Origin of the sequence: Pseudoclavibacter sp. Z016, assembly GCF_002931215.1 — a bacterium.
GTDB lineage: Bacteria > Actinomycetota > Actinomycetes > Actinomycetales > Microbacteriaceae > Pseudoclavibacter.
The window spans coordinates 55012-81755 of record NZ_PSTU01000003.1; the positions used below are offsets into that span (position 1 = coordinate 55012).

Consider the following 26744-nt stretch of genomic DNA (forward strand, 5'->3'; position numbering starts at 1 on the left):
GATGAAGGCCCCCACCCCTTGTCACGTGTGCCGTGGTGTGCATCCGACGGCCCCTGTGCATCCGCAGCGACCGCGCCTCAGGCCTGGCCAATGGTCCTGGCTGTTGCTACCGTTGGATGTTGAAGCCCCGGAATCGGGCTTGCGGACGAGGGAGCAGTACCCGCACCACGACAAGACTGACTCAGAAGGAGCCGTCGTGGCTTGGTTCGTGTTGATTCTGTCTGGAATGCTGGAGGCCGTCTGGGCCTCAGCGCTCTCCGCCTCGAAGGGCTTCAAGAAGCCCGTCCCCGTCGTCGTGTTCCTCGTGTCGCTCACGATCAGCATGGCCGGCCTCGCCTGGGCCATGACGCAGCTGCCCACCGGCACCGCCTACGCGGTCTGGGTCGGCATCGGCGCGACCCTCACCGTCGTCTGGGCCATGGTCACGAAGCAGGAACGCGTCTCGGTCGCCCGAGTCCTCCTGCTCCTGCTGCTCGTCGGCTCCGTCATCGGCCTCAAGGTGGTGAGCTGACCATGGCGTGGATCGCGCTTGTCATCAGCGGCATCCTCGAAGCCGTCTGGGCCACCGCCCTCGGCCAGTCGGACGGGTTCACGCAGCCCGGCCCGACGATCGTCTTCTTCGTCGGGGTCGTGCTCAGCATGCTGGGCCTCGGGTGGGCCGCGGCTCGCATCCCGATCGGCACCGCCTACGCCGTGTGGGTCGGCATCGGGGCGGCGCTCACCGTCATCTACGCGATGGCGACGGGCGACGAAGCGTTCTCTCCGTGGAAGGCCGTGTTCATCTCCGGCATCATCCTGGCCGTCATCGGGCTGAAGCTCGTGCCGGAGAAGAAGGCTGGGCTGGCCGAAGAAGCCGAACGCGCCTGAGCGCGTTCGGCGCGCATCCAGTCGGGTGTCCGTGGTCGCACGTACGCTGAGCCTTTCGGCCCCAGCCAGCCGCCGACCCCCGCCGCCGACCCCAGGAAGGGCCAGCATCATCGCCTCGTCTGCCAGCACCCCCGCTCGCACCCGTCTGCTCATGACCCTGGGTGTCGGCGTCGCGTCCGCTTCGCTGCTGACGGGATGCGCCGGGTCCTTCTTCTCACCCGCCTACGGCGAGGACGAGGTCGGCAGCGGGGAGGCTCAGGTGCAGACGGAGCCGGAACTCGACCCCGCGGCCGAGGGCTACCCGGCGGCGCCTGCGCAGGCCCTGCCCGAGTCGGCGGGGTACGGGATCTGGGATGTGCCGCTCGCCGAGCTCGCAGCTCCGGCCTGGGTGCAGGCGACCTCGGAGGCGACGGGCATCCCGACCAGGGCGCTCTCGGCGTACGCGGGAGCCGCGATCCGCGTCTCGGAGACACGTCCGGAGTGCGGCATCGGCTGGAACACCCTCGCCGGTATCGGGGCCGTCGAGTCCCGACACGGCACGTACGGCGGGTCTCAGGTACTGGATTCGGGTCAGGTCGAGCCGCGCATCATCGGCGTGCCGCTCGATGGCAGCGCAGGGTTCCTCGCCATCCCGGACACCGACGGCGGTGCCCTCGATGAGGACACGGAATGGGACCGCGCCGTCGGCCCCATGCAGTTCATCCCGGAGACGTGGGCGAAGTTCGGGCAGGACGCGAACTTCGACGGGGTCGCCGACCCGCACCACATCGACGACGCCGTGCAGACGGCGGCCGCCTACCTGTGCGAGCGGGGTGGCGAGCTCACGAGCGATGACGGCTGGAACACCGCGATCTCCGCCTACAACCTCCCGGCCGAGTACGCACGCGAGGTCGCCGGCTACGCCGTGCTCTACGCCCCGTAGGAGTTTCAGAGCAACCGCGGAGGGGCGCGAGAATGCGTCGAACGGGGAGCGGAATGCGGGCTCAGTTGCCGGGGAGTGAGATCTTGACCTGATCGCCTTGTGTCGTGCATTTCAGGGAGAACGCTTCTGCGCCTGAGTAGGAGACCACCCAATTCATTCCGTCCTGGTGCACCTGAGGCGCGAGGTGTCCGAAGATCGCCTCGTAGGAAGACACCTCCGGGTCGCTACCGAAGATCGGCCCGGCGTACTTGTCTTTGATCGCGGTCACGCACTTGCTGATCGCCTCTTCGCGAGTCAGCTCAAGCGCGGGCTCGATCGTGTACTCCGCGACGAGCGTCGCGGTCGGGCTGGGCTCTGCCTCCTGTGCAGTATCGAGCGCCGTGCAACCGCTGAGCGCTAGTGGGGCGATTGCGAGCCCAGCGACGAGGGATGCCAGACGGAAGAAGTCGACGCGCATTGATGCTCCCCGTCTGCCGGCTCTCTGCCAGCTGTCGCTCACCACCGTATGGGGAGCGAGCAGATGCGCGGCGACGTTTGCGATAACGGTTCGGCACGATCAAGCGCGTACCTGTCACAGCCCGGTCACGAGCCCTGGGGCACCTCGACGCAGGGGATCGCCATGGTCGCGACGAAGGCGCCATCCGAGTGCATCACCGGGGGGACGGTCTCGTCGAAGATCGCCGCCTCGCCCTCAGCCAGGTCGGTGTCGGCGACGCGGAGGCGCCCGCTGATCAGGTAGATGGCCCGCACGTCCGGGTCGAACTCGACGGGGTCGCTCACGAACACGCGGCCGAGGATGATGGGCTGCATCTCCGACTTGCGGGTCACCCGCAGCAGCCGGGTGCTCTTCGCGCGTCCGATGGAGCTGCGCAGCAGGAGGAGCGGCGTCGTCGACTCGACCACGATCTGGTGGTCGGCGCGCACCTTCTCCTGCCGTGTCCCATCCACGAGTCGCAGCTGCGGCCCGCTGATGCCGAGCCAGTGGTCGACCGTTCCCTCAGGTCGGTGCAGCGACTTCACGTTTCGCTTCACGTCGACGAGGGAGAGGCTCCACCTGGGGTCGACCTCGTCGTCCGGGTCGCGCCAGATCTCGTGCACGCTTCCCGAGCGGAGGTCGGTGCCGAGTCGTTCCCGGGGCAGCGACTGCGGCGTGACGATCTTCATCGAACGGCGTCCAATCTGCGTGTAGCTCAGTTGGGGTTGGCGCTGCCCTGGTGGGGGAAGGCCAGAAGGTGGCGGCCAGTCTGTGAACTGTGCCGCCACCTTCGAGGTCGGTGAACGGGGCGACGCTAGACGCGCGTGTCCTCGAGCACGTAGCCAGCCTCACCGTGCGAGACGGTGTCGAGACCGGCGATCTCGTCCTCGTCCTTCACACGGAAGCCGATGGTCTTGTGGATGATGAATCCGATGACCAGGGCTCCGACGAAGGAGTACGCCATGATGGCGAAGGCCGCGATGGCCTGCACGAGGAGCTGCGTGCCGTCTCCACCGAGGAACAGGCCGGTGCCGTTGGCGAAGAAGCCAAGGTAGAGGGTTCCGATGAGGCCGCCGACGAGGTGGATGCCCACGACGTCGAGCGAGTCGTCGAGGCCCAGCTTGAACTTCAGGTCGATCGCGATGGCGCAGACGGCTCCGGCGATGACGCCGAGGAGGATCGCCCACACGGGGTCGAGGGATGCACAGGCGGGGGTGATGGCGACCAGGCCCGCGACGGCACCGGATGCTGCACCGACCGAGGTGGGCTTGCCGTCGCGGATCTTCTCGACGACCAGCCAGGCGAGGAGCGCGGCCGCGGGGGCCGCGATCGTGTTGACGACGGCGAGGGCTGCGACGCCGTCAGCGGCGAGCTCGGACCCGGCGTTGAAGCCGAACCAGCCGAACCAGAGGAGGCCGGCGCCGAGGAGCACGAACGGCGGGTTGTGGGGGACGTGGGCTCCCTTGCCGAAGCCGACGCGGCGGCCGAGGACAATCGCGAGGGCGAGGGCTGCCGCGCCGGCCGTGATGTGCACTGCCGTGCCGCCGGCGAAGTCGATGACGCCGAGGCCGAACGTCTCCTGCAGGCCGTAGGTCGTCCATCCGCCGTAGGCGAAGGAGCCGTCATCGGCGAGGCCGAAGTTGAAGACCCAGCTCGCGACGGGGAAGTAGACGACGGTCGCCCAGATGCCGGCGAAGATCATCCACGAGCCGAACTTCGCGCGGTCGGCGATGGCTCCGGAGACGAGGGCGACGGTGATGATCGCGAAGGTCGCCTGGAAGGCGGCGAACGCGAGCGGTGGGTAGGCGGCGTCTTCCGGCACCTCGAGGAGGCTGGAGAGCCCCATCGCGGACGGGTCGATCGCGAAGAGCGGGCTCAGGCCCTCAGCCGCCGGGAAGGCGATCGAGTAGCCGAAGAGCACCCAGAGCACGCCGATCAGGCCGATCGCTCCGAAGCTCATCATCATCATGCTGATCACGCTCTTCGCCTTGACCAGGCCTCCGTAGAAGAACGCCAGTCCTGGTGTCATCAGCAGCACGAGCGCCGCCGCGAAGAGGATGAATGCGGTATTTCCTTGATCCATCGTTGTAGACCTCTCTGCAAGGGACGCACGTGGGGCGTCGGGGTGCACTCATGGTGCGCTCGTGCTGTTTCGCCTGCGCGGCGGTGGTGTTACGCGAACGAACGAAGTGTGTTGCAGTCGTGTTTCCGGTGTGTCCCCTGAAACGCACCGCCCGCCTTGCACAATGTGACGCCCTGAGTAGTCCGGCGCAGCCCCCGTCTTACGGTTCCAGGCGGCGTCTGCCTACCATCCCGGCATGAGCATCTCGGCTTCCCCGTCCCTTGTCCGCGACGTCGACCGCGCCCAGTTCAACCGCGACTGGGAGGCGTGGCACGTCGAGCACGAGAAGCGGCGCACCGATGGCCACGGGTTCCTAGCCGTGACCAGCCTGAACTTCCTGTCGGAGGATCCGCAGGCCATCGACGGCATCCCCGGTTCCTGGTCGCTCGAGGACGGGCAGGCGATCGTCGATCTTGCCGACGGCGAGACCCTCGAGGCTGACGGCCTCCTGCTGCAGGGGCCCCGGCTGCACCGGTTCCCGTGCATCGCCGAGCGGGACGGGGTCACCGCCCGCGCCGGCAGGGTGCTCATCGAGATCGCCAAGCGGGGAGGCTTCACGATCGTGCGCCCCCGCGACCCCGACTACGACTACCTGGCCGCCTACTCGGGCACCCCCACCTACCTCCCCAACCCGCGCTGGCGCGCGCAGGGCACATTCGAGGCGTTCGACGAGCCGCGCGATGTCACCGTCGGTGCGGCGGTCGAGGGGCTCGAGCACGTCTACTCCTCGCCGGGCAAGGTCACCTTCGAGCTTCGCGGCGAGCAGTTCTCGCTCACCGCGTTCAACGGGCACGAGGCTGGATCGCTGCTCGTCCTGTTCACGGATGCGACGAGCGGCCTCACGACGTACGCCGCGAACCGTGCCCTGTCGGTCTCGGCACCGGATGCGGAGGGCCGCGTCACGGTCGACTTCAACCGCGCCGTGAACCTGCCATGCGCGTACACGGTCTTCGCGACCTGCCCGCTGCCTCCCGCGGAGAACCGACTCCCCGTCGGCATCGAGGCCGGGGAGAAGACGCCGCTCGCGAAGGCCGGCGAGCACGCAGAGGGCGCCTCAGCGTGAAGTTCCAGGTCCTCGACATCGTCCCGTACGTCGCCAACCCGGTCACGGGCGAGCAGCTGACGCCGTCCGAGCGGCTCCACGAGACCCTCGAGTTCGCGCTGCGCGCTGAGGAGCTCGGCTTCGACGCCTTCTCGGTGGGGGAGCGCCACGCTGGCCGCTTCCTGTCGTCCTCGCCGAGCGTGCTCCTCGGGGCCATCGCGGCGCAGACGTCGACGATCCGCCTCCAGACGGGCGTGACCGTGCTGTCGATCCTCGACCCCGTTCGAGTCGCCGAGGACTTTGCGACGATCGACCAGCTCTCGCGTGGCCGCCTCGAGATCACCATCGGCAAAGGAAACGAGGTCGCCCAGTTCCCGCTGTTCGGTCTCGAGATCGACGACCAGTGGGAGCTGCTCGCCGAGAAGTACGCGTTGCTCCGGCAGCTGTGGCGGGAGACCGAGCTCGACTGGCCAGGCAGCGAGTTCACGCGCCCCCTCACGAAGGTCACGACCCTGCCGCGGCCGTATGCCGGACCGCCCCGCGTGTGGCACGGCTCGGCCACGACGCTCGCCTCAGCAGCCCTCGCGGCGAAGTGGGGCGACCCGCTCTTCTCGGCGAACGCCATCCAGCCCCTGCGCAACTACGAGGTGCTCGTGCGCCACTACCGGGACGAGTTCGAGCGCCACGGCCATGACCCCCGCACCGCGTTCGTCGGCGCGGGCGCGGGCTCGCTCTTCATCGCCGAGACCTCCCAGGAGGCGAAGGAGCAGTACGGGCCCGTCTACGAGGCCCTCGTCGCCGCCACCAACGTGCCAGGCAACAACTCCGTGTTCCGAGACATCGACCACGCCATCGCCGAGGGGCCGGCGCTCGTCGGCAGCCCGCAGCAGGTGATCGACAAGATCGGCCGCTTCCACGGCGCCTTCGACCACGACCTGCAGTCGATCAGCCTCCCCACCACGCTCCCGCACGAGCAGCAGCTCGACCAGCTCGAGTACTTCGCAACTGCCGTCATCCCAGCGCTCCGCGAGGAGTTCCCCACGACGCTCTGGAGCGACGAGCTGGTCGGGGCATCCGCCGCATGACGCAGACCGCACCCGTGCCGACGCAGTCGGCGTCGGCCGGGCCAGGGCCCGCAAGGCGCGCTGTGCCCGCTGGGATCCACGTCCGCGAGGCGGTGCCCGCCGACTGGCCCGAGGTCATCCGGGTCAGCGAGGCCGCGTTCGCCGCTGGGCCATACGGGCACCTGCAGGTCGGCGAGGAGCGCCGACGCTTCGTGCGGGACGTCGAGGGACGAGCCGCAGCCGGTGCTGTGCTCGTCGCCGAACGCGGCGGTCCCGGCGGTCGCGGCGGCGCCGAGGTCGTGGGCACGCTCAGCATCGCGCGCGCCGGCACGGGCCCCTCGCGCCTCGCCACGGGGGAGGAAGCGGAGGTGCGCCTCCTCGCCGTCTCACCCACCGCGCAGCGGCTCGGCGTCGCGAAGCGCCTCATGCAGGCGGCGAGCGAGACGGCCCTCGGGTGGGGCGCATCCGCGCTCGTGCTCGACACGGGAGGCAAGAACCTCGCCGCGCAGGCGCTCTACGAGGGCCTGGGCTATCGGCGCACCAACGGGGCCGACGCGAGCGACACGGAGGCAGTCGCCGACGCGTCCCGTGTCCCGCACATCGACTACCGGCTGCCGTTGCAGCTCGACCCCGGCGTCGTGGTGCGGCTCGTGCGGCCGAACGAGATCGACGCCGTCTCAGCCCTCTCGCTGCGCGCCTACGAACTCGAGTACACGATCTCGGGCCACTACCGCGACGACATCGTCTCCGTCGCCGAGCGCGCCGAAGCCAACCAGGTGTGGGTCGCCGTGGATGCACTGAGCGGGGAGCTGCTCGGATCCGTCGTGACGCCGAAACCGGGGGAGCACCTCACGACGCTGCCCGAGAGCGACGAGGAGCTCGACTTCCGGCTGCTCGCCGTCGACCCAGGCGCTCGCGGGCGCGGGGTCGGCGCGATCCTCACGAGGCTTGTCATCGAGCTCGCGCGACAGCGCGGGCTGCGGCGCGTCGTCATGAACAGCGGACCGCAGATGGTGCGAGCGCACCGCCTCTACGAGCGGCTCGGCTTCTCCATCCTCGAGTCGCGCGTGCGCACCGTCGACCCCGGCGACGGGCGGCCGCCGTTCCAGCTCCTCGCCTTCACGATCGACGTCTGAGCGTTGCCTCCGAACCTCCGAGCCACCGATCCGATGCGAAGCCCGGCTCCGAATGATTCCCGATGCGTCGCAAGTCGCGGCGCGGGAAGGCACCGCAATGACTGAGATCACCGCACACCACGGCCTGCTCGCGGACACGAAGCTCCACGTCGACGACACGGGCGGAACCGGTCGCCCCGTTGTCCTCATCCACGGCTGGCCGCTCTCGGGCGAAGCCTGGAACCACCAGGTGCCGGCCTTCGAAGCCGCCGGCCACCGCGTCGTGACCTACGACCGACGCGGCTTCGGCCGCAGCGACAAGCCCCTCACGGGGTACAGCTACGACAGCTTCGCCGACGACCTGCAGTCGGTGCTCGAGGCCCTCGACCTGCGCGAGGTCACCCTCGTCGGCTTCTCCATGGGCGGCGGCGAAGTGGCCCGCTACCTCGCGAAGTTCGGCGACGAGCGCGTGCACAGCGTCGTCTTCGCATCCGCTGTCCCGCCGTACCTGCTGAAGACCGCCGGCAACCCGGACGGCCCCCTCGAGGCTGGAGAGGCCGCCAAGATGACGGCCGCGCTCACCGCCAACCAGGAGTCGTTCTACGACGGCTTCATCACCACCTTCTACTCGGTCGACGACAAGCTCGTCGTCTCCGAGCAGGAGCGCCAGGCGGCCATCGAGCTGACCAAGCAGGCGTTCAAGCCCGCCGCCCTGCAGGCCATGGCGGCGTTCGCGAGCACCGACTTCCGCGACGACCTGCAGGCCGTGAAGGTGCCGACGCTCGTCATCCACGGTGACAGCGACGCGACCGTGCCCTTCGAGGGCTCCGGAGCTCGCACGAACGAGGCCGTCGCCGGCTCCGAGCTGTACGTCGTGGCGGATGCGCCCCACGGCGTCAACGTGAGTCACGCCGACGAGTGGAACCGGGTCGTGCTGGAGTTCCTCAGCCGCTGATTCCGCGCGGAGGGCGACAACTCCGCCGAACGCCGAGACCCGGCCACCGTTCATTCGGTGGCCGGGTCTCGGCGTCTCGGCAATCTCACAGTGTGCGCGCGCTCGGCGGCCCTGGAGGCGACGGGATCGCCGCCATCGCAGGGTTCGCAGAGTTCGCTGGGAGTCGTGGGATCGCGCGAATCCGGGCCATGGACAGCCCTCGGCGCTTGACAGCGGCCCGAGGGGATTGATGGGCTGGCGGCAGCTCGACGCGCAGGACCGGAAGCATCCCGAGACAACGAAGGCCAGCGAGGCGCTGGCCGGAGGAGGCGTGATGAAGACGAACACCGTGACGAAGACCAGCGAACTCGACCCGACCACGTCGTCCGGGGCAGGCGACCATCGGCCCGCGTCCTCCGGTGGCGGCGGTATGACCGCGAGCCGCGACGAACACGGGCTGCCGACGGGCGCCGCCCTGCGGGAGTGGCGTCGCGCGCATCCGCGGGCCACGATCGCCGACGCCATCGCAGCGGACCCGCTCTCAGCGCGCTGACCGGCCCCTCGGGCGATTAGGCTTGAGGACCGTGACGACAGACCGCGACGCCCTCATCGAACTCATCCGCGACGAAGCCGTGTTCCACGGCGACTTCACCCTCACGAGCGGGAAGAAGGCGACGTACTACATCGACCTCCGCAAGCTGAGCCTCGACCACCGCGCTTCGCCGCTCATCGGCCGCGTGCTGCTCGAGGTCATCGAGGAGTTCGAGACCCTCACGGGCGCGCCGGTGGATGCAGTCGGCGGCCTCACGATGGGTGCAGACCCGCTCGCGAGCGCCGTCATGCACCAGGGGCTCGCGCAGGGCAAGATCGTCGACGCGTTCGTCGTGCGCAAGGAGCCGAAGGACCACGGCCGCGGCCGCCAGGTGGAAGGGCCGGACCTGGAAGGCAAGCGGGTCGTCGTGCTCGAGGACACGTCCACCACGGGCGGCTCGCCGCTCAAGGCCATCGAAGCCCTCGAGAAGGTCGGCGCGAAGGTCGTCGGCGTCGCCGTCATCGTCGACCGCGCCACGGAAGCGCAGGGCGTCATCGAAGCCGCGGGCTACCCGTATCGCGCCGCGATCGGCCTCGAAGACCTGGGCCTCGCCTAGGCACTCCCCATGGCAGCGACCCCCACGCCTGAAGCGCGCGAGCAGCCTGAAGCGCGCGAGCAGCAGGTGGAGCGCGCCGCGAAGCGCCGCAACCGCGGCGTCCTCGCAGCGCTGATCGGGGTCCTCCTCCTCGGTGGGGCCGCGCTCGGAGTCTGGCTCCAGCCGTTCGGCGGCGGGCAGGTCCCGCCAGAGGAGACGGCCGGGCCCGCGCTCACGGAGGTGCCACTCGCGGGCGTCGACGCGTCGCTGCTCGAGCCGGGCCAGTGCATCCGCGACTACGTCTCGCCCTGGGAGCCCAGGTTCGATGTCGTCGACTGCGACGCCGAGCACTCGGGGCAGCTGCTCGCCGACGTCGAGGCGACGACGCTGTCCGCAGACGCCGAGTACCCGGGCGAGGAAGCGCTCAGGGACCGCGCCCAGATCACGTGCCAGGCGAGCGACGTCCTCGACACCGCCGCGGCTGCGGCCGTGCCCGGGCTCGTCATCGAGGCCAGCTACCCCCTGAACCAGGCGGACTGGGACGCGGGGCTGCGCGGCTACCGCTGCTTCGCCTCCACGCCGGGGGCGTCCACGACCGGCTCGCTCGCGGCGAACCGGTAGCGTGCGACGGCTACGCTCATCGCATGACCTTCGTGAGTGAATCCATCGACATCGATGTGCCCGTCGACGTGCTCTTCAACCTCTACGCCGAGCCGGAGTCGCTCCCGAGCGTCCTCAGTATCGTGAAGCACGTCGAGGTGCTCGGCCCCGACCTCATCCGGTGGGACGTCGAGCTCGTCGGGCAGCGACGCTCGATCGACGCGAAGGTCGTCGTCAACGAGCCGGGCAAGCGCCTTCGCTGGGAATCGGTCGAGGGCCGTGCGTCCTTCGCCGCCGAGGTGCGCACCGAGGCGATCACCCCGGCCAGCACCCGCGTGACGGTGGATGCGGAGTTCGACGCCGGCGGCATCGCCGAGCGCCTCGGCCTCGTGAAGCCCATCGCAGCAGCCGCGATCGCCAGCGAGCTCCGCAGCGCGAAGAAGACCGCGGAGGCGCAGGCCGCCGCCGGATAGCCGTGTCTCGAGATGGCCTTCGCGCCTCGGGATGTGTTGCAAGCCATCCGCGTGCGTGCAGACCATCCCGAGAGAACGGTGGCAAGGGCGACGGCGCTGCTGTCCAGGCATTCCCTGGAGCTGTTCGCTCGTCGCGGAGCGTCACGATGTCGCGCATCACGGGGGCGTGTCGTATTCTGGCGACAGAGTCCACGTGCTCCGGGGTCGGTGTAATTCCGAGCCGGCGGTTATAGTCCGCGACCTGCTCCCGCAAGGGAGTGGCTGATCTGGTGAAATTCCGGAACCGACGGTGAAAGTCCGGAAGGGAGGCGCACGTGACGGCACGCCTCGGCGTACCGTCAGCTCGTGGAATCCGCCGACCAGTTCGGCGACCTCCACGCGCCTCGTCATCCCCGGAGCTTTCCACGAAAGCCGGGTAGATGAACACGACGTCAGCACGCTTCCTCGCACCGATCACGGTGGCGATCGGTGTGCTCGCCGTGTGGTGGCTCGTCACAGCGGCGGGGCTCATCTCGCCGCAGTTCCTCCCTGCTCCCGGCCAGCTCGCCGAGCGCTTCTGGCTCGACGTGACGAAGGGCCCGATGCTGGGCCACGCCTGGGTGACGCTCTCGGCGGCCCTGCTCGGCAGTCTCCTCGCGATCCTCGTGGCCGTGCCGCTCGGCTACCTCATCGCGCGCCTCCCGTGGGTCGATGTCGCGATCACCCCGTACGTCGCCGCGTCGCAGGCCGTCCCGGCCATCGCCCTCGCACCCCTGCTCGTGCTGTGGATCGGCTACGGCCTCGCCCCGACGGTCGTGCTCTGCGCGATCATGTCCTTCTTCCCGATGATCGTCACGACCGTGCTCGGCGTGCGGCAGCTCCCGCAGGACGTCATCGAGGCGGGGCGCATCGACGGCGCCAACTGGTACCAGCTGCTGTGGTGGGTCGAGGGGCCGCTCGCCCTGCCGAGCGTGCTCGCCGGCATCCGCGCCGGTGTGACGCTGTCCATCACGGGTGCCGTCGTCGGCGAGTTCACGATGGGTGGGCGGGGGCTCGGCATGCTCCTCACCCTCAACCGCGACGCCAACGACATCCCCGGTATCTTCTCCACGCTGCTCATGCTCGTGCTCCTCGCGGTCGCCCTGTACATCCTCATGCGGCTGTTCCAGAACGCCGTGACCTGGAACGACGACGAACCCAAGTCGAGGCGGCGCGCCCGCGTGCTCGCCGACGAACCGCTCCCCGCCTGACCTCCCACCGCACCTCTCTCGATCTGGAGACGCCCATGAACACTCGTCCAACCACCGCGGGCTTCCGCTCGCGGGCCGTGCGCTCCGTCATCGCGGCCGGCGCCGTGGCAGCCGTGGCCGTGCTCGCCGGATGCTCCCCCTCGGCAGGTGGCGACGGCGCGGAGGCGCCCGCCGCGGCCGCGGGCGACGTGACCATCGGCCTCACCTACACCCCGAACATCCAGTTCGTGCCGTTCTACGTGGCCGAGGCGAAGGGCTACTTCGACGACAAGGGCGTCAACGTGGAGCTGCGCCACCACGGCGAGGGCGAGGACCTGTTCGGTGCGCTCGCGAACGGCACGGAGGACTTCGTGTACGCGGGCGGCGACGAGATCACGCAGGCGCGGGCGGCCGACATCCCCGTCACCTCGGTGGCGACGCTCTACAACACGTACCCGGCGACGCTCATCGTGCCGGAGGACTCCGACATCACGACGGCCGAGGATGCGCGCGGCAAGACCATCGGCACGCCCGGCCCCTACGGGCAGACGTACTTCGCGCTGCTGTCGCTGCTGCAGAGCAACGGGCTGACGGCGGACGACGTGAAGATCGAGTACATCGGCTACACGCAGCAGGCGGCGCTCACGACGGGCGCGGTCGATGGGGTCATGGGCTACATCAACAACGACGCCGTGCAGTTCGAGAAGGCGGGCTTCCCGGTTCGCACGATCGAGATCGCGCCGGCGGATGCGCCGACCCTCGTCGGCCCGTCCCTGGGGGTCGCCGACTCGATCATCGAGGGCGACGATGCGTCGATCACCCCCGTGCTCGAGGCCCTCGCCCTGGCCACGCAGGACGTGATCGACAACCCGGAGGAGTCGATCGACATCGCCGCCGAGTACATCCCGACCCTCTACACGGACGAGGCGAAGAGCGACGCGCTCGCGACGCTCGAGGCGACCATCCCGTTCCTGTCCGCGCAGGAGGGGCAGCCGCTCTTCACGAACGACGCCGACGTGTGGGCCACGATGGCGACGTTCATGAGCGATCAGGACCTGCTCGAGAAGCCGCTGGACGGCGACGCGTTCACGAACGCGTACGTGCCAAAGGGCTAGACGTCTGAGACCAGGACGTTGTTGACGCGGCGCCGGCAATAACGCCCAGTTCAGTGCTGCGACGAGGACGGCGGCGTTGGAGACGACGAATACCAGTCGTGGCCAGTGGCCAGTGAGTGGGGCGGACGAAGTTGAGGACCAGGCTGACGGGCAGGACTCCCGTGTAGGTGATGACGGCCTGTCGCCAGGTTCCGGGCCGGAATGCTGGCCTCACAGAGTGCTGAAACCTTCGCGCCAGCTTGGGTGCTGCAGAACGAGACCGGTGTCATGGGCGCGCGCGTTCGAGACGGGGCGACCGATATTGCCGGAGTCCGGGGTGTTCGGCTCGGGCGCGCCGACTGCGGCCGCGAAGAGTGGTGCCCACTCGTACCCGGCCGCGGGCTCGTCGTCGACGATGTTCCAGATCCCGCTCGGCCACCCCAGCGCGAGGAGGGCCGCGTGGGCAGCATCGGCGGTGTGGATGAAGGACGCCACTGTCTCGGTGGTCTGCAAGCGACCGGCTCGTGCGTCCTGTCCGTAGCGTCCGTCGCGGGAGTACCAGGTGTCTGGTCCATAGAGCTGACCAAACCGCAACACAACATGCTCCGGGATCTCGCTGACCGCAGACTCGAGCGCCCTCACCGCGGAGATCGTCGTACGCCTGGGTTCGGCGGGGTCGGGATCGAGCGGCTCGGCCTCTCCGGCGAGTTCGGCTCCAGAGGAGTAGACCCAGGAGATGCTCTCTGCGATCATCCGAGACGTACCAGCCTGCCGGGCTGCGTCGACGAGATTGCGGGTGCCCACGATGCGCAAGCGCGCGTTGCTTGCAGAGCTTCCCGTGCCGAGATCCGTCAGGAGATGCACGATCACCTCTGGTCTTGCCTGGCCCACCGCCTGCAACACGGCGTCTCTGTCGAGCGCATCAACGACGATCGGGGCCGCGCCGAGCCGGCTCAAGAGGGCCGCCCTGACCTCGGAGCGGGTTGTGGCTGCCACCTCGTGCCCGGCCGCGTTGAGCAGCGGAATGAGTGCACGCCCGAGCACGCCGGAACCACCAGCAATGAAGATGCGCAACAGGAACCCCTCTCGTCAGGAACGCTCACGAGGCTAAACCAGCCCTGGACCATCTGAAAGTTCCAGATGACGAGCAGTATCTTGGTCCAATGGATGATCTCTTCCGTCTGGACAGGTCATTGCCGAAAGCGCGTGCGGTCGAGCACACCATCCGCAATGCGATCGCACGAGGTGCCCTCGCTCAAGGGTCCAGGTTGCCTGCCACGCGCGAACTCGCTGTGGAGTTCGGCATCGCCCGCAACACCGTTGTGGCCGCGATCGACGACCTCGTCGCCGAAGGCGTCCTGGAAGCCCGGCCGCGGGCCGGGATTTTCGTCGCTCGCAACACCTCCCCGGCACACCGCACGGAGAAGACTGCCCCTGGGATGCGGTCTGGGTTTGATCTTCGGCCAGGGCAGCCCGAGCGCGGCTCCTTCCCGACCACACGATGGCTCAGTGCCACCCGGCGCGCCGCGTCAACCGCGGGGGCCTTAGAAACGGATGGAGCGGGCGTCTTGGAGTTGCGCAGCGAGCTCGCGGCCTATCTCAGTCGAGCCCGCGGGGTAGAGGCCACTGCCGAGGCGATCGTGATCTGTGCTGGTTTCCGCATCGCCTGCACGCTTCTTGCCGCCGCACTCGCATCTCAGGGCGCGACAACGATCGAGATCGAAGACCCATCGCTGCCCGGGATCGACCGGCCCTGGCGCACGGCCGGGCTCACCGTGAAGGATCTTCCCGTAGACAACGACGGTGCCGATGTCAGTCAGCTACGCAATGAGACCGACGCAGTCCTGCTGACCCCGGCGCATCAGTTCCCGCTCGGCGGCGCGCTCGCCCCTGCCCGACGTCAACTCGTCGCTGATTGGGCCACAACAAACGACAGCTACATCATCGAGGACGACTACGACGGCGAATTCCGCTTCGATCGTCGCCCGATCGCGGCATTGCAACGATCCGTGCCCGAACACGTCGTCTACGCCGGTAGCGCCAGCAAGACCCTCGATCCCGGGCTTCGGCTCGGCTGGCTCGTCCTTCCGCACGATCTCGTACAGCCCGTCACTGAGGTCTCCGAGGCCCTCACTGGCGGCGCCGCGGTACTCAACCAGCTCGCTCTCGCGGACCTGCTCCGCAGTGGGGACTACGAACGCCACATCCGCCGCCAGCGCCGCGAATACGCTCGACGCCGCGCCTATCTTCAACGCGCGCTCCACAGCGCGGGGTACGACGTCCCCGGTATCCCGGCCGGACTCCACGCCCTGATCCCGGTGAGTGAGGATCAGGTGACCTTGGCGAGCGACCATGACGGCCTCTCCTCAGACGCTGTCGCAGTGCACACGCTTTCCCGCTACACCCGAAGCCATCCGCAACCCCGTGCGCTCGTCACCGGATTCGCTACACCCTCGCGCCCTCAATTCGAACCAGCGATCAACGCCCTCATCGCGCTACTGAACACGCCTTGACGTTAACAACCTCACGGCCAGCAACAGCTAGGCGTCCTCCGGCTCCTCGCCGTCGCGCGCGGCCATCCGCTTCTGGATGGCCGACGTGACGGGGCCCGTGAGGAGCAGCAGCAGCCAGGTGTAGCGCGCAGGGTCCGGGCCGAGGAGGAACGCGACCGGGATCGACAGGGCGAACACGGCCGGCACGACGAACGTGAACGCCGACCGGCGGCGCGCCGCCCGCGACGGTTCCGTGAGCCCGCGGTGCACGGCCACGACCCAGATGACGTGCTGCGCGAGCGACGCGCAGATGATGTTGACGGCGTAGAGCACGACCGGCAGGGGCTGCGCGTCGAGGGTCGCCTCGCTCATCGACGCGGTGCTGAACGGCAGCAGCACGATGAAGAACATCGCCACGATGTTGGTGTTGAGCAGCGGGCCGTCGAGCGCCGACACCTCGCCCATGAGGCGGTGGTTGACCTTCCAGAAGTTCGCGATGACGAAGAAGCTGATCGCGAAGGCGAGGAGCTGGTCGAGCACGCCGGAGCCGGCGAGCGCATCCCAGCTCGCCCAATGGTCTGCCGTTGGCGGCACGATGTCGACGACAAGCAGGGTGATGGCGACCGCGTAGACCGCGTCGAAGAACGTCAGCCCACGGTCGAACTCCGTGGTGCCGCGTGCGTAGCTGCGTGAAGCCATGATGGATGCTCCGTCTCCGTGAGGTCCGGTCAGTCGAGGGATCGGATGACGCGTGCCGGGTTGCCCACGGCGACGACATTCGCGGGCAGGTCCTTCGTGACGACGGCGCCAGCGCCCACGACCGTGTTCTCGCCGATCGTGACGCCGGGGCAGACGATGACGCCGCCGCCAAGCCACACGTTGTCGCCGAGCGTGATGGGCGCGCCCGCCTCGTAGCCGGCGCGACGGGGCTCGGGGTCGAGCGGATGCGTCGGCGTCAGCAGCTGCACGTTCGGCCCGATCTGGCACCCCGCACCGATCGTGATGGGAGTGACGTCGAGCGCCACGAGACCTACGTTGACGAAGGTGCCGTCGCCGATCGTGATGTTGGAGCCGTAGTCGACGTACAGGGGCGCCTTCACGGTGACGTTCGCGCCCAGACTGCCGAGGAGCTCGGCGAGGATCCCGGATGCGCGCTCCGTGTCGACGGGGAACGCCGCGTTGTACTCGGCCTGCAGCCGAACCGCGCGCTCCGCCCCCGCCAGCAGCTCCGGGTCGTCCGCGTGGTACAGCTCGCCGGCGAGCATCCGCTGCTTCATGGTGCGACCGTCGTCGAAGTTCACCGTCATGGCAGAACCCTAGCCTGCGCCCGGATACGGCCGAGTGTGCACATTCCGACGCGCTCGGCGCGTTAATCTCGACGGGTGACCTCGTTGTGGAACGCCGCAGGACCCGACCTCGTCGTGCACGGCGACAACCTCGACGCCATGAGTCGCCTCCCAGACGGTGCCTTCCAGGTGATCTACCTCGACCCGCCCTTCAACACCGGCAAGCAGCAGAAGCGGCAGTCGGTGAAGGTGAAACGGCAGTCGCCAGTGGAGGAGTCCGTCGAAGCCGCCGAGCTCGGGGAGGCGCTCGCGCACGACGCCGCACCCGCCGAGTCGGAGGCCGCGGCCCCAGCATCCACGCCGCTCACCCGCACGGGGTTCCAGGGTCGCAGCTACGAGCACACCCTCGGGGAGCTCTCGGCGTTCAACGACGAGTTCGCCGACTACTGGGGCTTCCTCGAGCCGCGCCTCGTGGAGGCCTGGCGGCTGCTCGACGAGACGGGCACCCTGTACCTGCACCTCGACTACCGGGAATCGCATTACGCGAAGGTGGTCCTCGACGCGCTCGTGGGGCGCGACAAGTTCCTCAACGAGATCATCTGGGCGTACGACTACGGGGCGCGCACGTCGAAGCGGTGGCCGGCGAAGCACGACACGATCCTCGTCTACGTGAAGGACCCGAAGAAGTACCACTTCGATGCCGCCGAGGTCGACCGTGAGCCGTACATGGCACCCGGCCTGGTCACCGAGGCGAAGCGGGAGCGGGGCAAGCTGCCGACGGACGTCTGGTGGCACACGATCGTCTCCCCGACCGGCAAGGAGCGCACCGGCTACGCGACGCAGAAGCCGGCAGGGCTGCTGCGGCGCATGATCCGCGCATCCAGCCGAGAGGGCGACTGGGTCGCCGACTTCTTCGGCGGCTCCGGCACGACGGCGGCGGTGGCGCGCGAGTGCGGGCGCAGGGTCGTGACGGTCGACGCGTCGGTGGATGCGCTGCGCACCATGCGGAGGCGTCTCGGCCCAGAGGGGGTCGAGTACCGGAAGCTCACGAAGGACGGCTCGAGGCTCCTCTCGGGCGCCCCGAAGCGCAGGCGCTAGCCCCTCGAGACGCGCGCGACCGACTCGAGGAGGGCATCCGCGACCCCACCGAGCTCCTCTGCGGTCGTGGACGCTCCCCACGTGAACCGTAGGGCGGTCCGCGCGTCGTCCTCCGCGATGCCGAGGGCGAGCAGCACGTGCGACGGCTCGTCGTGGCCTGCGGCGCAGGCCGCGCCAGCCGAGGCGAGCACGCCGTGCTGCTCGAGCTCGAGCAGCACCGTCTCGCCGTTGATGCCGGGGATGACGAGCGACGCGTGCCGGGGGAGGCGAGCGGATGCGTGGCCCGTGAGCCGCGCGCCCGGGATCGACCCCAGCACCGCGGTGATGAAGGCGTCCCTGGCGCTGACGGCGTCGAGCTGACCCGCGCGCCGCTCCTCGTCGGCGAGTCGCAGCGCGACCGCGAACGCCACCGCGAAGGCCACGTTCTCCGTGCCCGAGCGCCGCCCACGCTCCTGGCCGCCACCGTGGATGAGCGGCTCGAGCGGCAGCCTCGACCGCACCGCGAGGACCCCGACCCCCTTCGGGGCCCCGAGCTTGTGGCCGGACACGCTGATCGCATCCACGCCGGTCGACGACATCGAGATGTCGAGGGAGCCCGCCGCCTGGATGGCGTCCGTGTGGAACGGCACACCGCGCGCGTGGGCCACGACGGTGAGAGCGGCGATGTCCTGCACCGTGCCGACCTCGTTGTTCGCCGTCGAGAGCGAGACGAGCGTCGTGTCGTCGCGGAGGGCAGCGGCGAGCGACTCCGCGCTGACCGTGCCGCGGGCATCCACGTCGACGAACGACACCTCGAAGCCGTGGAGCCGGACCAGTGCGTCGACGGAGGCGAGCACCGATTCGTGCTCGAGGCGGCTCGTCACGACGTGCCGTCCGCGCGGGTCGCCGAGCGCGAGGCCCTTGACCGCCAGATTGTTCGCCTCGGTGCCGCCCGAGGTGAAGACGACCTCGGTGGCGCGGCAGCCGAGCACGGCCGCGATGCTCTTCCTGGCGTCGGCCAGCGCTGCAGCCGCCTCCTCGCCGAGCCCATGCGTGCTCGACGGGTTGCCGAACGACGCCGTCAGGAACGGCCAGGCGGCGGCGAGCGCCTCCTCGCGAACCGGCGAGGTCGCCGCGGCGTCGAGGTGCAGCACGTCAGCCATCGGCGTCTGACACGGGCCCGACCTCGAGCGACATATCGAGACCCAGGTCGATGGCCCGCGCGCTGTGGGTGAGTGCGCCGACGGAGATGACGTCGACACCGGTCTCCGCGATCGCCGCGACCGTCTCGAGGCTCACCCCGCCGCTCGCCTCCACGACCGCCCGACCAGCGATGAGGGCGACACCCTCGCGCAGCTCGGCAAGCGAGAAGTTGTCGAGCATGATCGTGTCCACGCCCGCGTCGAGCACCGCCGGGATCTGGTCGAGCCGATCGACCTCCACCTCGACGTGCGTCGTGTGGCCCAGCCTCGCGCGCGCCGCGAGGAGCGCATCCGTGACCCCGAGGCCGGACTGCTGGAGCAGCACCGCCAGGTGGTTGTCCTTCGCCATGACCGCATCGGACAGCGAGAAGCGGTGGTTCCGGCCGCCCCCGCTCGCGACGGCGTGCCGCTCGAAGGCCCTGAGCCCTGGCGTCGTCTTGCGGGTGTCCGTGATGCGAGCCGAGGTGTGGGCGACGGCCTCGACGTAGCTCCGAGTGAGGCTCGCGATGCCGCTCATCCGCTGCGTGAAGTTCAACGCGACCCGCTCGGCCGTCAGCACCGACCCGGCGGGGCCCGTCACGGTCGCCAGCACATCCCCGGCCGCGAACGCCTCGCCATCCTCGGCGTGCAGATCGACGAGGACCTCGGCATCCGTCAGCCGGAACGCCGCCGCGAACACGTCGATGCCCGAGAGCACCCCCGCCTCGCGGGCGACGAGCGTCGCGCTCGCGGTCGCCTCGACGGGGATGAGCGCGTGCACCGTGATGTCACCCCACGGGGCGTCTTCGGCGAGCGCCGCGCTCACGGCGGTCGCGATGTGGGCAGGAGTCAGCATCAGTGCGCCATCGCCTTCTGTCGGAGGGGGAGCGAGCGGGGGAGTGCGCGCGGCGACGCGGGCGGGGACGCGGCCACTGCCGCCCCCGCCGCCGGATGCTCGTCGGATCGGAAGTGCGCGCCCACCGACTCGGTGCGGGCAAGAGCTGCGGCCACCGTGAGGCGGGCGAGGAGGAGCAGGTTCGTGTCCTCGCGGTCGGAGACGGAGGAGGAAGCCCCCTCTGTTGGCCGTGCTTCGGCCCACGCGTCGAGCGTGCGCTTGGCGTCTTCGAGTGCCGGACCGCTGCGGTGCAGGCCCGCGTGCGCCCACATGAGCTCCTGCAGCGCCGCGCGCGAGAAGGCCGGAGCTTCGTCGCGCGACGTCGCCTGTCCAACATGAGTGCGATTCTGGCGAGAAAGCGGTTGAACTGGCCCCGCTGGGGCAGATTCGCACTGAAGTTGGTCAGCGGCGCCGGCAACGGGGGCGGGAGCCGGGGCGAGGGATCGCGCTGCGGCGTCGTGGTGGATCGCCTCCGCGACGCGGCGCCCGAACACGGCACCCTCGAGGAGCGAGTTCGACGCGAGCCGGTTGGCGCCGTGCACGCCGGTGCGGGCGGTCTCCCCGGCGGCGAACAGTCCGGGGATGCTTGTGCGCCCGGAGAGGTCGGTCACGACCCCGCCCATGAGGTAGTGGGCGGCCGGCGTCACGGGCACGGTCTCGCGCGACCAGTCGAGCCCGCTCTCGTCGATGTGCGCGGTGATGCTGGGGAATCGGCGCTCGAGGAACTCCCGCCCGAGGTGCCTCGCATCGAGGCGGACGGGGCGGCCGTCCTGCCTCGCCATCTCGTCGGCGATGCCCCGCGCCACGATGTCGCGCGGCGCGAGCTCCGCGTCGGGATGCACGCCGAGGAGGAACCGCTCGCCCGCCTCGTTCAGCAGCACGGCTCCCTCCCCGCGCACGGCCTCCGAGATGAGCGCGCCGCCGGAACCGGCGAGCACCGTCGGATGGAACTGCACGAACTCCAGGTCGGCGAGCTGCGCGCCGGCCCTGGCTGCGGCGGCGATGCCGTCGCCGGTCGCGACAGCGGGGTTGCTCGTGTGGGCGAAGAGCTGGCCCGTGCCGCCCGTCGCGAGGACGACGGCGTCGGCACAGTGGAACCGGGGCGTCGACGCCTCGGGGCTGAGCAGCCGCGCGCCGATGGCACGCTCGCCGCGCACCGCGACGTCGGCGAGGAACGTGTGCTCGAGCAGCCGGAGCTCGCCCTTCGCGGCCGCCGACCGGACTGCTGCGCTGAGCGCGCGCTGGATCTCTCGCCCCGTGGCATCCCCGAACGCGTGCAGGATGCGGGCGTGCGAATGCGCGGCCTCCAGGCCCCGGCTGAGCGCGCCGGCGGGTTCCCGGTCGAAGCGGGTGCCGAGCGCGATCAGCTCGAGGATGCGCGCCTCCGCGGAACGGCAGAGCTCCTCGATGGCGCGCCGGTCCCCGAGGCCGGCACCGGCCGCGACGGTGTCGCGGACGTGCGACTCGACGCTGTCGTCGGCGTCGCCGCCAGGCCCGGTGCCGGTGCCGAGCACCGCCGCGATGCCGCCCTGGGCGTGGGACGTGGCGGTGTCATCGAGTGTCGACTTCGTGACGACGCTCACGTCGTGGCCTTGTGCACAGGCGGCGAGGGCGGCGGTCAGGCCGGCGATGCCGCTCCCGATGACGAGGACCCGCAGGGGCCCGGCCTCCGGGGCCATGTCAGGACGCCATCGTGGTGTCTGGCCTTGCCGCGAGCATCCGCTCGACGGCGACCCTGGCGGGCTCGGCGATGTGGGCGGGCACGCTGATCTGGTTGCGCACCTCGCCCGCGACGAGCCCTTCGAGCACCCAGGCGATGTAGCTGGGGTGGATGCGGTACATCGTCGAGCAGGGGCACACGACGGGGTCGAGGCAGAAGATGGTGTGCTGGGGGTACTCGGCGGCGAGGCGCTGCACGAGGTTGATCTCGGTGCCGATCGCGAACACCGACCCGGCTGGGGCGGCCGCGATGGCCTTCGTGATGTAGTCGGTGGAGCCGTACTCGTCGGCGGCGTCGACGATCGCCATGGGGCACTCGGGGTGCACGATGACGCGCACGTCGGGGTACTCGGCGCGGGCCTTCTCGATCTGCGCGACGGTGAAGCGCTTGTGGACGGAGCAGAAGCCGTTCCAGAGGATCACCTTGGCGGCGTCGAGCGACTCCGGGGTCTGCCCGCCGAGGGGGCGGCGCGAGTTCCAGAGCGGCATCTCCGTGGTGGGCACGCCCATGGCCTTCGCGGTGTTGCGGCCGAGGTGCTGGTCGGGGAAGAAGAGCACCCGCTGGCCGCGCTCGAAGGCCCACGTCAGCACCGTCTCGGCGTTGGAGGAGGTGCAGACGATGCCGCCGTTGCGGCCGCAGAACGCCTTGAGCTCGGCGGAGGAGTTCATGTAGGTGACGGGGATGACGGGCACGCGGCCGCTGGCGTCCGGCTCCGTGCCGTAGAGCTCGGTGAGCTGCTCCCAGCATTCTTCGACCGAGTCGCTGTCGGCCATGTCTGCCATGGAGCATCCGGCCGCGAGGTTCGGGAGGATGACGGCCTGCTCCGGTGCCGACACGATGTCGGCGGTCTCCGCCATGAAGTGCACGCCGCAGAACACGATGGCTTCTGCCTCCGGCTTGGCCTTGGCGGCGTTCGCGAGCTGGAAGGAGTCGCCGATGAAGTCGGCGTACTGCACGACCTCGTCTCGCTGGTAGAAGTGGCCGAGGGTCACGACTCGGTCGCCGAGCGTGGCCTTGGCGGCGAGGATGCGGTCGTGGATCTCGTCGTCACTCGCGGTCCGGTACTCCTCCGGCAGGAGCTCCTGCCTGGGCGCCGCGGGCGGAAGCCGGTCGGCCATTGACGCCCCAGGCCCGTAGGACGGCACTTGCAGGTCGAACACCCACGGGGACTTCACGAGCTCCGGCGAGCAGCTCTCGCCCGCCTGCTTGCCGTTCTGGATGCGCGTGATCGTGGTGTGCACTGAGGCGGTCGTGGTCATGGCTTGCGTCTTTCTGGGGGAGGTACCGGTAGAGCTTCGGGGGTCGGTGTCGGGTGCCGGCGAGGGTCTCCCCGGTCTCGGTGAGGGACTTCGAGGCGAGCATGTCGCGGCGGAAGTTGGCGGCGTCGAGCGGCCTGCCGAGCACTGCCTCGTAGACCTCCCGCAGCTGGGCGAGGGTGAAGGAGTCACCGAGGAAGCTGTGCGCGATCGAGCTGTACTCGACCTTGTTCCTGAGCCGCCAGAGGGCGTAGTCGATGATGCGCCGGTGGTCGAAGGCGAGGGGCGGGAGGTCGTCGACGGGGTGCCAGCGCACGTTGTCTCCGAGGCGGGCGGAGCTGGCCTCCTCGCCGCCCACGAGCGCCCAGTAGACGACCGAGACGACGCGGGGGTCGTTGCCGAAGACGCGGTCGGCGTCGCCGAAGGCGTAGAGCTGCTCGAGGTACTTGGGCGCGAGGCGCATCGTCTCGAAGAGGGTGCGCGAGGCGGCGGCGCCGAGGTCTTCGTCGCCGAGCGGTCCGCCTGGGAGGGCGAGGAGGTCGATGAACGGCTGGCGCTGACGGCGCACGAGCGGCACCCAGATCGTGGGCGCTGGCGCCCGGTGCGACGAGGGCGGGGATGGGCGCAGCGCGAAGATCACCGTGGAGACGGCGAGGGTCGCGTTGGTGGCGGTCATCCGCTGCTCTCTTCTCTGCTGGTGGTGTCGCCGTGGCGGCGGGTACTTAAGGTCAGTTCGACTCTAAGTGGAGTGTACGCCACGCTCGCGGCCCGGCGCGCCTAGGCTGTGGCGGTGAGTGAACAGCAGCAGTTCGGCAGCGAAGACGACGCCCCGCACGGGGTCGGCCCCTGGCCCGGCGGTCGCGAGGACTGGCCAGAGGGGCCCTGGTTCGATGCGGAGCTTCTCGAGCACGGCGACCGCAGGAACGTGATCGACCGCTATCGGTACTGGTCGATGGAAGCGATCGTCGCCGACCTCGACACGAAGCGTCACGCGTTCCACGTCGCGATCGAGAACTGGCAGCACGACATGAACATCGGCTCGATCGTGCGCAGCGCGAACGCGTTCGCCGCCGACACGGTGCATATCGTCGGCAAGCGCCGCTGGAACAAGCGGGGTGCCATGGTCACCGATCGGTACCAGCACGTCGTGCATCACGAGACGGTCGAGGCGTTCATCGCCTGGGCGAGAAGCGAGGGCATGCCCGTGCTCGCCATCGACAACGTGCCCGGCTGCGTGCCCATCGAGACCTACGAGCTGCCGGAGCGGTGCGTGCTGCTGTTCGGGCAGGAGGGCCCAGGGGTGTCGGCGGAGGCCGTCGAGGTGTCGGATGCTGTGCTGGAGATCTCGCAGTTCGGCTCGACTCGCTCGATCAACGCGTCAGCGGCGGCGGCCGTCGCGATGCACACGTGGGTGCTGCAGCACGTCGACTTCGCCTAGGGGGCGGTGCTCGTCTCGTCCTTCGCGAGCGTCGCGGCTCCGGCGAGGATCAGGTCGAGGCCAGCCGTGAAGCGCTCGGTGGGGTCCTGCGGCTCGAGTGGGTCCTGGGCGTGGGCCTGGAGGGCGCCGACCTCCGCGGCGTGAGTCTGCTGCTGTTCGTGGAAGGCCTGCCCGATCGTGTAGTGCACGACCGCCTCGGCGCACGTGCGACCGCCCCAGCCATCGAGGGCGAAGTCGCTGCGGGCCGCGCCTGAGGTCATCCGCACCAGATCGACGGTCAGCAGGCCGAGGGCGAACGAGCTCGAGACGAGCTCGGCGCCGTCCCTGCGGGAGCGGAGCGCGGTGTGAAGCTGCAGCGCGAGGGTGCGGGTCTGCTGTGTTCCGGGCTCGGTCCCTGCACCCGGGAGGAGCCAGGTCTCGGCGGTGAGGGGGCGCAGGATGCGGTCGCTCACGGCCGCCAGCAGCGACTGCTTGTTGGGGAAGTGCCAGTAGAGCGCGCTCGGCTGCACCTCGAGGTAGTCGCTGATGCGCCGCATCGAGAGGTTCGGCAGGCCGTGCTCGTCCAGCACCTCGAGCGCTGTGGTGACGATCTCGGTGCGGCTGAGCTTCTCGTGGCTGCTCGCAGGGGTGCGTGCGGCGTCACGCGAGGCGCCTTCGGCTGGACCACGGGGTGTCATGGCGCTAATCTACTGAACACTGTTCACTGAACACCGTTCAGGAGATTCGAGAGAAAGGTCCAACTCCCTATGAGCACCGAATCGATCGACGCCGCCAGGCGTCCCGCCAATGGCGCCGTGCCCCGCGTTCTCGCCGATCTCGTGGCCGGGGCCGGTTCACGCACCGGGGTTCAGCTCCTCAACGTCGCGCTCGTGCTCGGCGGCACGCTGTTCCTCATCGCGGCCGGCTTCATCGTCATCCCGCTGCCGTTCACGCCCGTGCCCGTCTCGCTCGCGACCTTCGCCGTGCTGCTGACCGGCGCATCCCTCGGGCCAGCACGGGCCGCGGCGAGCGCCGGCCTGTACCTCGCGCTCGGAGCTCTCGGCGCGCCCATCTTCGCCGACGGGGCCTCCGGTGTGCTGTTCCCGTCGTTCGGCTACATCATCGGCTACGTGCTGGCCGCGGTCGCCGTCGGTGCGCTCGCCCGTCGCCGCGCCGACCGCCACGTCGCGTCCACAGTGGGCGCCACGGTGCTCGGCACGCTCCTCGTCTACGCGGCCGGCGTGCCGTGGCTCGCGGTCTCGCTCGGCGTCGACCTCGGCACCGCCCTCGCGCTCGGGGTCGTGCCCTTCCTCATCGGCGACGCCATCAAGATCGCGGCTGTCAGCGCGCTCCTGCCGTCGACGTGGAAGCTGCTCAGGCGGTAGCGGCAGCCGCGGCCCAGGACGGGTCGCCGGGGAGCCGCCCCATCGGGTCTCGCTGCGACGCGGGCACGGTGGGGTCGGGCTGCGCGACGGAGCGACGAAGCGCCTCGTCGATGGACAGCGGGCGCTCGGCGTCCTCCGGGAGGAGCTCGGCGATCCACGTGTCGTCGTCGGCGACCATGTCCTCGCGCAGGCTCTCCATGAGCGACGTCACGGTCGAGGACGGCACGTCGGTGATCAGGGTGGCGAGCCTCGCGACCAGGGGCTCAGGCAGTCCAGGCAGGATGACCTGCGGTCGGCGCTTCTCGACGGTGTCGGCGTAGCGGTCGATGAGTCTCGGGTAGGGGAGTCGCTCGCCGCCGCCGACGGAGTAGGCGCGCGTCGAGACGTCGGCGGTCAGCGCGCCGCTCACGGCCCTGGCAAGGTCGACCACCGCGATGGGCTCGACGTCGCTCTGCATCCACGCAGGCACCACGGTCACGGGCAGCCGGGCGGCGAGCTGCGACATGAGCTCGAAGCTCGTGGAGCTCGCGCCGAGGACCATGGCGGCTCGCAGGGTCACGACCACCGCGTCCGCCTCGTGGAGCTCGCGCTCGACCTCGAGGCGCGAAGTGAGGTGCTCCGAGAGCTCCTCCTCCGCAACGGGCGGGATGATGCCGGAGACGTACACGATGCGTCGCACCCCGGAGCGGTCAGCGGCCGCGCGCACGAGCCGCGCCGCCTCGAGATCCGCCTCGCGGAAGTCGTCGCTCGCCATGCCGTGCACGAGGTAAAGGATGGCGTCGACGTCGGCCGTCACCGCTGCCGCGACGGAAGCTTCATCGAGCACGTCGAGCTCGACCCGGCGCACCCGCTCGGCCCACCAGAACGCGTCGAGGTCGCCCGGCTTGCGGGCGCCGGCCGTGACCTCCATGCCCGCGTCGAGCAGGACCGGTATCACTCGGCTGCCGATGTATCCCGTCGCGCCCATCACCAGTACGTTCATCGGTCGAAGC

The 26744-nt window shown here is 69.8% G+C and carries 29 protein-coding genes, 1 pseudogene and 2 riboswitches; of the genes and pseudogenes, 17 read left to right on the forward strand and 13 right to left on the reverse strand.

Going from position 1 to position 26744, the window contains the following annotated elements:
* Window positions 1-119: 119 nt before the first annotated feature.
* Window positions 120-186, forward strand: a riboswitch (guanidine-III (ykkC-III) riboswitch).
* 10 nt (window positions 187-196) lie between these two features.
* From C5B99_RS01525 to C5B99_RS01535, 3 genes are all read left to right on the forward strand, one after another.
* Complete coding sequence (locus tag C5B99_RS01525) at window positions 197-511, forward strand: multidrug efflux SMR transporter (RefSeq protein ID WP_104240021.1); 315 nt, start codon at window positions 197-199, stop codon at window positions 509-511.
* A gap of 2 nt (window positions 512-513) precedes the next feature.
* The gene (locus C5B99_RS01530; protein ID WP_104240022.1) at window positions 514-867 is read left to right on the forward strand and encodes a multidrug efflux SMR transporter; all 354 of its coding nucleotides are present in this window, start codon (window positions 514-516) and stop codon (window positions 865-867) included.
* 151 nt (window positions 868-1018) lie between these two features.
* Entirely contained in the window at window positions 1019-1789 is a 771-nt protein-coding gene (locus C5B99_RS01535) for a lytic transglycosylase domain-containing protein (RefSeq protein WP_146081268.1), read from the forward strand.
* Between the two features lie 61 nt (window positions 1790-1850).
* Here C5B99_RS01535 and C5B99_RS01540 read toward each other — a convergent pair whose 3' ends face one another.
* From C5B99_RS01540 to C5B99_RS01550, 3 genes are all read right to left on the reverse strand, one after another.
* Window positions 1851-2246: a hypothetical protein gene (locus tag C5B99_RS01540; protein ID WP_104240023.1), complete on the reverse strand. Its 396-nt coding sequence runs from the start codon at window positions 2244-2246 to the stop codon at window positions 1851-1853.
* A gap of 125 nt (window positions 2247-2371) precedes the next feature.
* Entirely contained in the window at window positions 2372-2953 is a 582-nt protein-coding gene (locus C5B99_RS01545) for a hypothetical protein (RefSeq protein WP_104240024.1), read from the reverse strand.
* A gap of 125 nt (window positions 2954-3078) precedes the next feature.
* A complete protein-coding gene (locus C5B99_RS01550; protein ID WP_104240025.1) occupies window positions 3079-4347 on the reverse strand; it encodes an ammonium transporter in 1269 nt (422 codons plus the stop codon).
* 235 nt (window positions 4348-4582) lie between these two features.
* Here C5B99_RS01550 and C5B99_RS01555 point away from each other — a divergent pair, with 235 nt between their 5' ends.
* The 10 genes from C5B99_RS01555 (at window position 4583) to C5B99_RS01600 (ending at window position 13064) form a co-directional block, all read left to right on the forward strand.
* Window positions 4583-5449 carry a DUF1684 domain-containing protein gene (locus C5B99_RS01555; RefSeq protein ID WP_104240026.1) on the forward strand — a complete coding sequence of 289 codons (867 nt, stop codon included), beginning with the start codon at window positions 4583-4585 and terminating at the stop codon, window positions 5447-5449.
* Window positions 5446-6513, forward strand: coding sequence for an LLM class flavin-dependent oxidoreductase (locus C5B99_RS01560; RefSeq protein ID WP_104240027.1), 1068 nt, complete (start codon window positions 5446-5448; stop codon window positions 6511-6513). The genes C5B99_RS01555 and C5B99_RS01560 overlap by 4 nt, the downstream gene beginning before the upstream one ends.
* A complete protein-coding gene (locus tag C5B99_RS01565; protein ID WP_104240028.1) occupies window positions 6510-7628 on the forward strand; it encodes a GNAT family N-acetyltransferase in 1119 nt (372 codons plus the stop codon). Before C5B99_RS01560 ends, C5B99_RS01565 begins: the two co-directional genes overlap by 4 nt.
* 97 nt (window positions 7629-7725) lie before the next feature.
* Complete coding sequence (locus C5B99_RS01570) at window positions 7726-8562, forward strand: alpha/beta fold hydrolase (RefSeq protein ID WP_104240029.1); 837 nt, start codon at window positions 7726-7728, stop codon at window positions 8560-8562.
* Window positions 8563-8875: 313 nt separating this feature from the next.
* Window positions 8876-9094 carry a hypothetical protein gene (locus tag C5B99_RS01575; protein ID WP_146081914.1) on the forward strand — a complete coding sequence of 73 codons (219 nt, stop codon included), beginning with the start codon at window positions 8876-8878 and terminating at the stop codon, window positions 9092-9094.
* A 31-nt stretch (window positions 9095-9125) separates the two neighbouring features.
* Complete coding sequence (gene pyrE / locus C5B99_RS01580; protein WP_104240031.1) at window positions 9126-9689, forward strand: orotate phosphoribosyltransferase; 564 nt, start codon at window positions 9126-9128, stop codon at window positions 9687-9689.
* A 9-nt stretch (window positions 9690-9698) separates the two neighbouring features.
* Window positions 9699-10289 (forward strand): septum formation family protein, encoded by a 591-nt coding sequence (locus C5B99_RS01585; protein ID WP_104240032.1) that lies wholly within the window; start codon window positions 9699-9701, stop codon window positions 10287-10289.
* A gap of 23 nt (window positions 10290-10312) precedes the next feature.
* On the forward strand, window positions 10313-10741 hold the full coding sequence (locus C5B99_RS01590) for an SRPBCC family protein (RefSeq protein ID WP_104240033.1): 429 nt from the start codon (window positions 10313-10315) through the stop codon (window positions 10739-10741).
* A gap of 190 nt (window positions 10742-10931) precedes the next feature.
* Window positions 10932-11058, forward strand: a riboswitch (FMN riboswitch).
* Window positions 11059-11160: 102 nt separating this feature from the next.
* Complete coding sequence (locus C5B99_RS01595; protein ID WP_104240034.1) at window positions 11161-11970, forward strand: ABC transporter permease; 810 nt, start codon at window positions 11161-11163, stop codon at window positions 11968-11970.
* A gap of 35 nt (window positions 11971-12005) precedes the next feature.
* A complete protein-coding gene (locus C5B99_RS01600) occupies window positions 12006-13064 on the forward strand; it encodes an ABC transporter substrate-binding protein (protein ID WP_104240035.1) in 1059 nt (352 codons plus the stop codon).
* A gap of 210 nt (window positions 13065-13274) precedes the next feature.
* Here the strand turns inward: C5B99_RS01600 and C5B99_RS01605 are convergent, their stop codons facing one another.
* Window positions 13275-14117: an NAD(P)-dependent oxidoreductase gene (locus C5B99_RS01605; RefSeq protein WP_104240036.1), complete on the reverse strand. Its 843-nt coding sequence runs from the start codon at window positions 14115-14117 to the stop codon at window positions 13275-13277.
* Window positions 14118-14206: 89 nt separating this feature from the next.
* Here C5B99_RS01605 and C5B99_RS01610 point away from each other — a divergent pair, with 89 nt between their 5' ends.
* A complete protein-coding gene (locus tag C5B99_RS01610; protein WP_104240037.1) occupies window positions 14207-15556 on the forward strand; it encodes a PLP-dependent aminotransferase family protein in 1350 nt (449 codons plus the stop codon).
* Window positions 15557-15583: 27 nt separating this feature from the next.
* Here the strand turns inward: C5B99_RS01610 and C5B99_RS01615 are convergent, their stop codons facing one another.
* On the reverse strand, window positions 15584-16234 hold the full coding sequence (locus tag C5B99_RS01615; RefSeq protein WP_104240038.1) for a TMEM175 family protein: 651 nt from the start codon (window positions 16232-16234) through the stop codon (window positions 15584-15586).
* 29 nt (window positions 16235-16263) lie between these two features.
* A complete protein-coding gene (locus C5B99_RS01620) occupies window positions 16264-16842 on the reverse strand; it encodes a sugar O-acetyltransferase (protein ID WP_104240039.1) in 579 nt (192 codons plus the stop codon).
* A gap of 138 nt (window positions 16843-16980) precedes the next feature.
* Here C5B99_RS01620 and C5B99_RS01625 point away from each other — a divergent pair, with 138 nt between their 5' ends.
* A complete protein-coding gene (locus C5B99_RS01625) occupies window positions 16981-17919 on the forward strand; it encodes a site-specific DNA-methyltransferase (RefSeq protein WP_104240230.1) in 939 nt (312 codons plus the stop codon).
* Here C5B99_RS01625 and C5B99_RS01630 read toward each other — a convergent pair.
* The 5 genes and pseudogenes from C5B99_RS01630 to C5B99_RS01650 form a co-directional block, all read right to left on the reverse strand.
* Complete coding sequence (locus C5B99_RS01630) at window positions 17916-19052, reverse strand: cysteine desulfurase family protein (protein WP_104240229.1); 1137 nt, start codon at window positions 19050-19052, stop codon at window positions 17916-17918. The two genes, C5B99_RS01625 and C5B99_RS01630, sit on opposite strands and share 4 nt — an antisense overlap.
* Window position 19053: 1 nt before the next feature.
* Window positions 19054-19935 carry a carboxylating nicotinate-nucleotide diphosphorylase gene (nadC, locus tag C5B99_RS01635; RefSeq protein WP_104240040.1) on the reverse strand — a complete coding sequence of 294 codons (882 nt, stop codon included), beginning with the start codon at window positions 19933-19935 and terminating at the stop codon, window positions 19054-19056.
* Window positions 19935-21653, reverse strand: coding sequence for an L-aspartate oxidase (gene nadB / locus C5B99_RS01640; RefSeq protein WP_104240041.1), 1719 nt, complete (start codon window positions 21651-21653; stop codon window positions 19935-19937). The genes nadC and nadB overlap by 1 nt, the downstream gene beginning before the upstream one ends.
* A 1-nt stretch (window position 21654) precedes the next feature.
* Window positions 21655-22953: a quinolinate synthase NadA gene (gene nadA, locus C5B99_RS01645; protein WP_104240042.1), complete on the reverse strand. Its 1299-nt coding sequence runs from the start codon at window positions 22951-22953 to the stop codon at window positions 21655-21657.
* Window positions 22954-22975: 22 nt separating this feature from the next.
* Window positions 22976-23626 (reverse strand): annotated as a pseudogene (locus tag C5B99_RS01650) (NUDIX domain-containing protein); the annotation flags it as partial.
* Between the two features lie 114 nt (window positions 23627-23740).
* Here C5B99_RS01650 and C5B99_RS01655 point away from each other — a divergent pair.
* Window positions 23741-24388, forward strand: a complete 648-nt coding sequence (locus tag C5B99_RS01655) for a TrmH family RNA methyltransferase (protein WP_104240231.1) — start codon at window positions 23741-23743, stop codon at window positions 24386-24388.
* Here C5B99_RS01655 and C5B99_RS01660 read toward each other — a convergent pair.
* On the reverse strand, window positions 24385-25065 hold the full coding sequence (locus C5B99_RS01660; RefSeq protein ID WP_104240043.1) for a TetR family transcriptional regulator: 681 nt from the start codon (window positions 25063-25065) through the stop codon (window positions 24385-24387). The two genes, C5B99_RS01655 and C5B99_RS01660, sit on opposite strands and share 4 nt — an antisense overlap.
* 69 nt (window positions 25066-25134) lie before the next feature.
* Between C5B99_RS01660 and C5B99_RS01665 the strand changes: the two genes are divergently transcribed.
* Window positions 25135-25752, forward strand: coding sequence for a biotin transporter BioY (locus C5B99_RS01665; RefSeq protein WP_104240044.1), 618 nt, complete (start codon window positions 25135-25137; stop codon window positions 25750-25752).
* On the opposite strand, the gene C5B99_RS01670 is transcribed toward C5B99_RS01665, so the two are convergent.
* Window positions 25742-26734: an NAD(P)H-binding protein gene (locus tag C5B99_RS01670; RefSeq protein ID WP_104240045.1), complete on the reverse strand. Its 993-nt coding sequence runs from the start codon at window positions 26732-26734 to the stop codon at window positions 25742-25744. The genes C5B99_RS01665 and C5B99_RS01670 overlap by 11 nt on opposite strands.
* Window positions 26735-26744 lie beyond the last annotated feature (10 nt).

Excerpts from the sequence above, each read along its gene's own strand:
- C5B99_RS01530 (WP_104240022.1), top strand. The coding sequence starts at position 514 with ATGGCGTGGATCGCGCTTGTCATCAGCGGCATCCTCGAAGCCGTCTGG.
- C5B99_RS01535 (WP_146081268.1), top strand. The coding sequence starts at position 1,019 with ATGACCCTGGGTGTCGGCGTCGCGTCCGCTTCGCTGCTGACGGGATGC.
- C5B99_RS01540 (WP_104240023.1), bottom strand. The coding sequence starts at position 2,246 with ATGCGCGTCGACTTCTTCCGTCTGGCATCCCTCGTCGCTGGGCTCGCA.
- C5B99_RS01545 (WP_104240024.1), bottom strand. The coding sequence starts at position 2,953 with ATGAAGATCGTCACGCCGCAGTCGCTGCCCCGGGAACGACTCGGCACC.
- C5B99_RS01550 (WP_104240025.1), bottom strand. The coding sequence starts at position 4,347 with ATGGATCAAGGAAATACCGCATTCATCCTCTTCGCGGCGGCGCTCGTG.
- C5B99_RS01555 (WP_104240026.1), top strand. The coding sequence starts at position 4,583 with ATGAGCATCTCGGCTTCCCCGTCCCTTGTCCGCGACGTCGACCGCGCC.
- C5B99_RS01565 (WP_104240028.1), top strand. The coding sequence starts at position 6,510 with ATGACGCAGACCGCACCCGTGCCGACGCAGTCGGCGTCGGCCGGGCCA.
- C5B99_RS01570 (WP_104240029.1), top strand. The coding sequence starts at position 7,726 with ATGACTGAGATCACCGCACACCACGGCCTGCTCGCGGACACGAAGCTC.
- C5B99_RS01575 (WP_146081914.1), top strand. The coding sequence starts at position 8,876 with ATGAAGACGAACACCGTGACGAAGACCAGCGAACTCGACCCGACCACG.
- C5B99_RS01585 (WP_104240032.1), top strand. The coding sequence starts at position 9,699 with ATGGCAGCGACCCCCACGCCTGAAGCGCGCGAGCAGCCTGAAGCGCGC.
- C5B99_RS01590 (WP_104240033.1), top strand. The coding sequence starts at position 10,313 with ATGACCTTCGTGAGTGAATCCATCGACATCGATGTGCCCGTCGACGTG.
- C5B99_RS01595 (WP_104240034.1), top strand. The coding sequence starts at position 11,161 with ATGAACACGACGTCAGCACGCTTCCTCGCACCGATCACGGTGGCGATC.
- C5B99_RS01600 (WP_104240035.1), top strand. The coding sequence starts at position 12,006 with ATGAACACTCGTCCAACCACCGCGGGCTTCCGCTCGCGGGCCGTGCGC.
- C5B99_RS01610 (WP_104240037.1), top strand. The coding sequence starts at position 14,207 with ATGGATGATCTCTTCCGTCTGGACAGGTCATTGCCGAAAGCGCGTGCG.
- C5B99_RS01615 (WP_104240038.1), bottom strand. The coding sequence starts at position 16,234 with ATGGCTTCACGCAGCTACGCACGCGGCACCACGGAGTTCGACCGTGGG.
- C5B99_RS01620 (WP_104240039.1), bottom strand. The coding sequence starts at position 16,842 with ATGACGGTGAACTTCGACGACGGTCGCACCATGAAGCAGCGGATGCTC.
- C5B99_RS01625 (WP_104240230.1), top strand. The coding sequence starts at position 16,981 with ATGAGTCGCCTCCCAGACGGTGCCTTCCAGGTGATCTACCTCGACCCG.
- nadC (WP_104240040.1), bottom strand. The coding sequence starts at position 19,935 with ATGCTGACTCCTGCCCACATCGCGACCGCCGTGAGCGCGGCGCTCGCC.
- nadB (WP_104240041.1), bottom strand. The coding sequence starts at position 21,653 with ATGGCCCCGGAGGCCGGGCCCCTGCGGGTCCTCGTCATCGGGAGCGGC.
- nadA (WP_104240042.1), bottom strand. The coding sequence starts at position 22,953 with ATGACCACGACCGCCTCAGTGCACACCACGATCACGCGCATCCAGAAC.
- C5B99_RS01660 (WP_104240043.1), bottom strand. The coding sequence starts at position 25,065 with ATGACACCCCGTGGTCCAGCCGAAGGCGCCTCGCGTGACGCCGCACGC.
- C5B99_RS01665 (WP_104240044.1), top strand. The coding sequence starts at position 25,135 with ATGAGCACCGAATCGATCGACGCCGCCAGGCGTCCCGCCAATGGCGCC.
- C5B99_RS01670 (WP_104240045.1), bottom strand. The coding sequence starts at position 26,734 with ATGAACGTACTGGTGATGGGCGCGACGGGATACATCGGCAGCCGAGTG.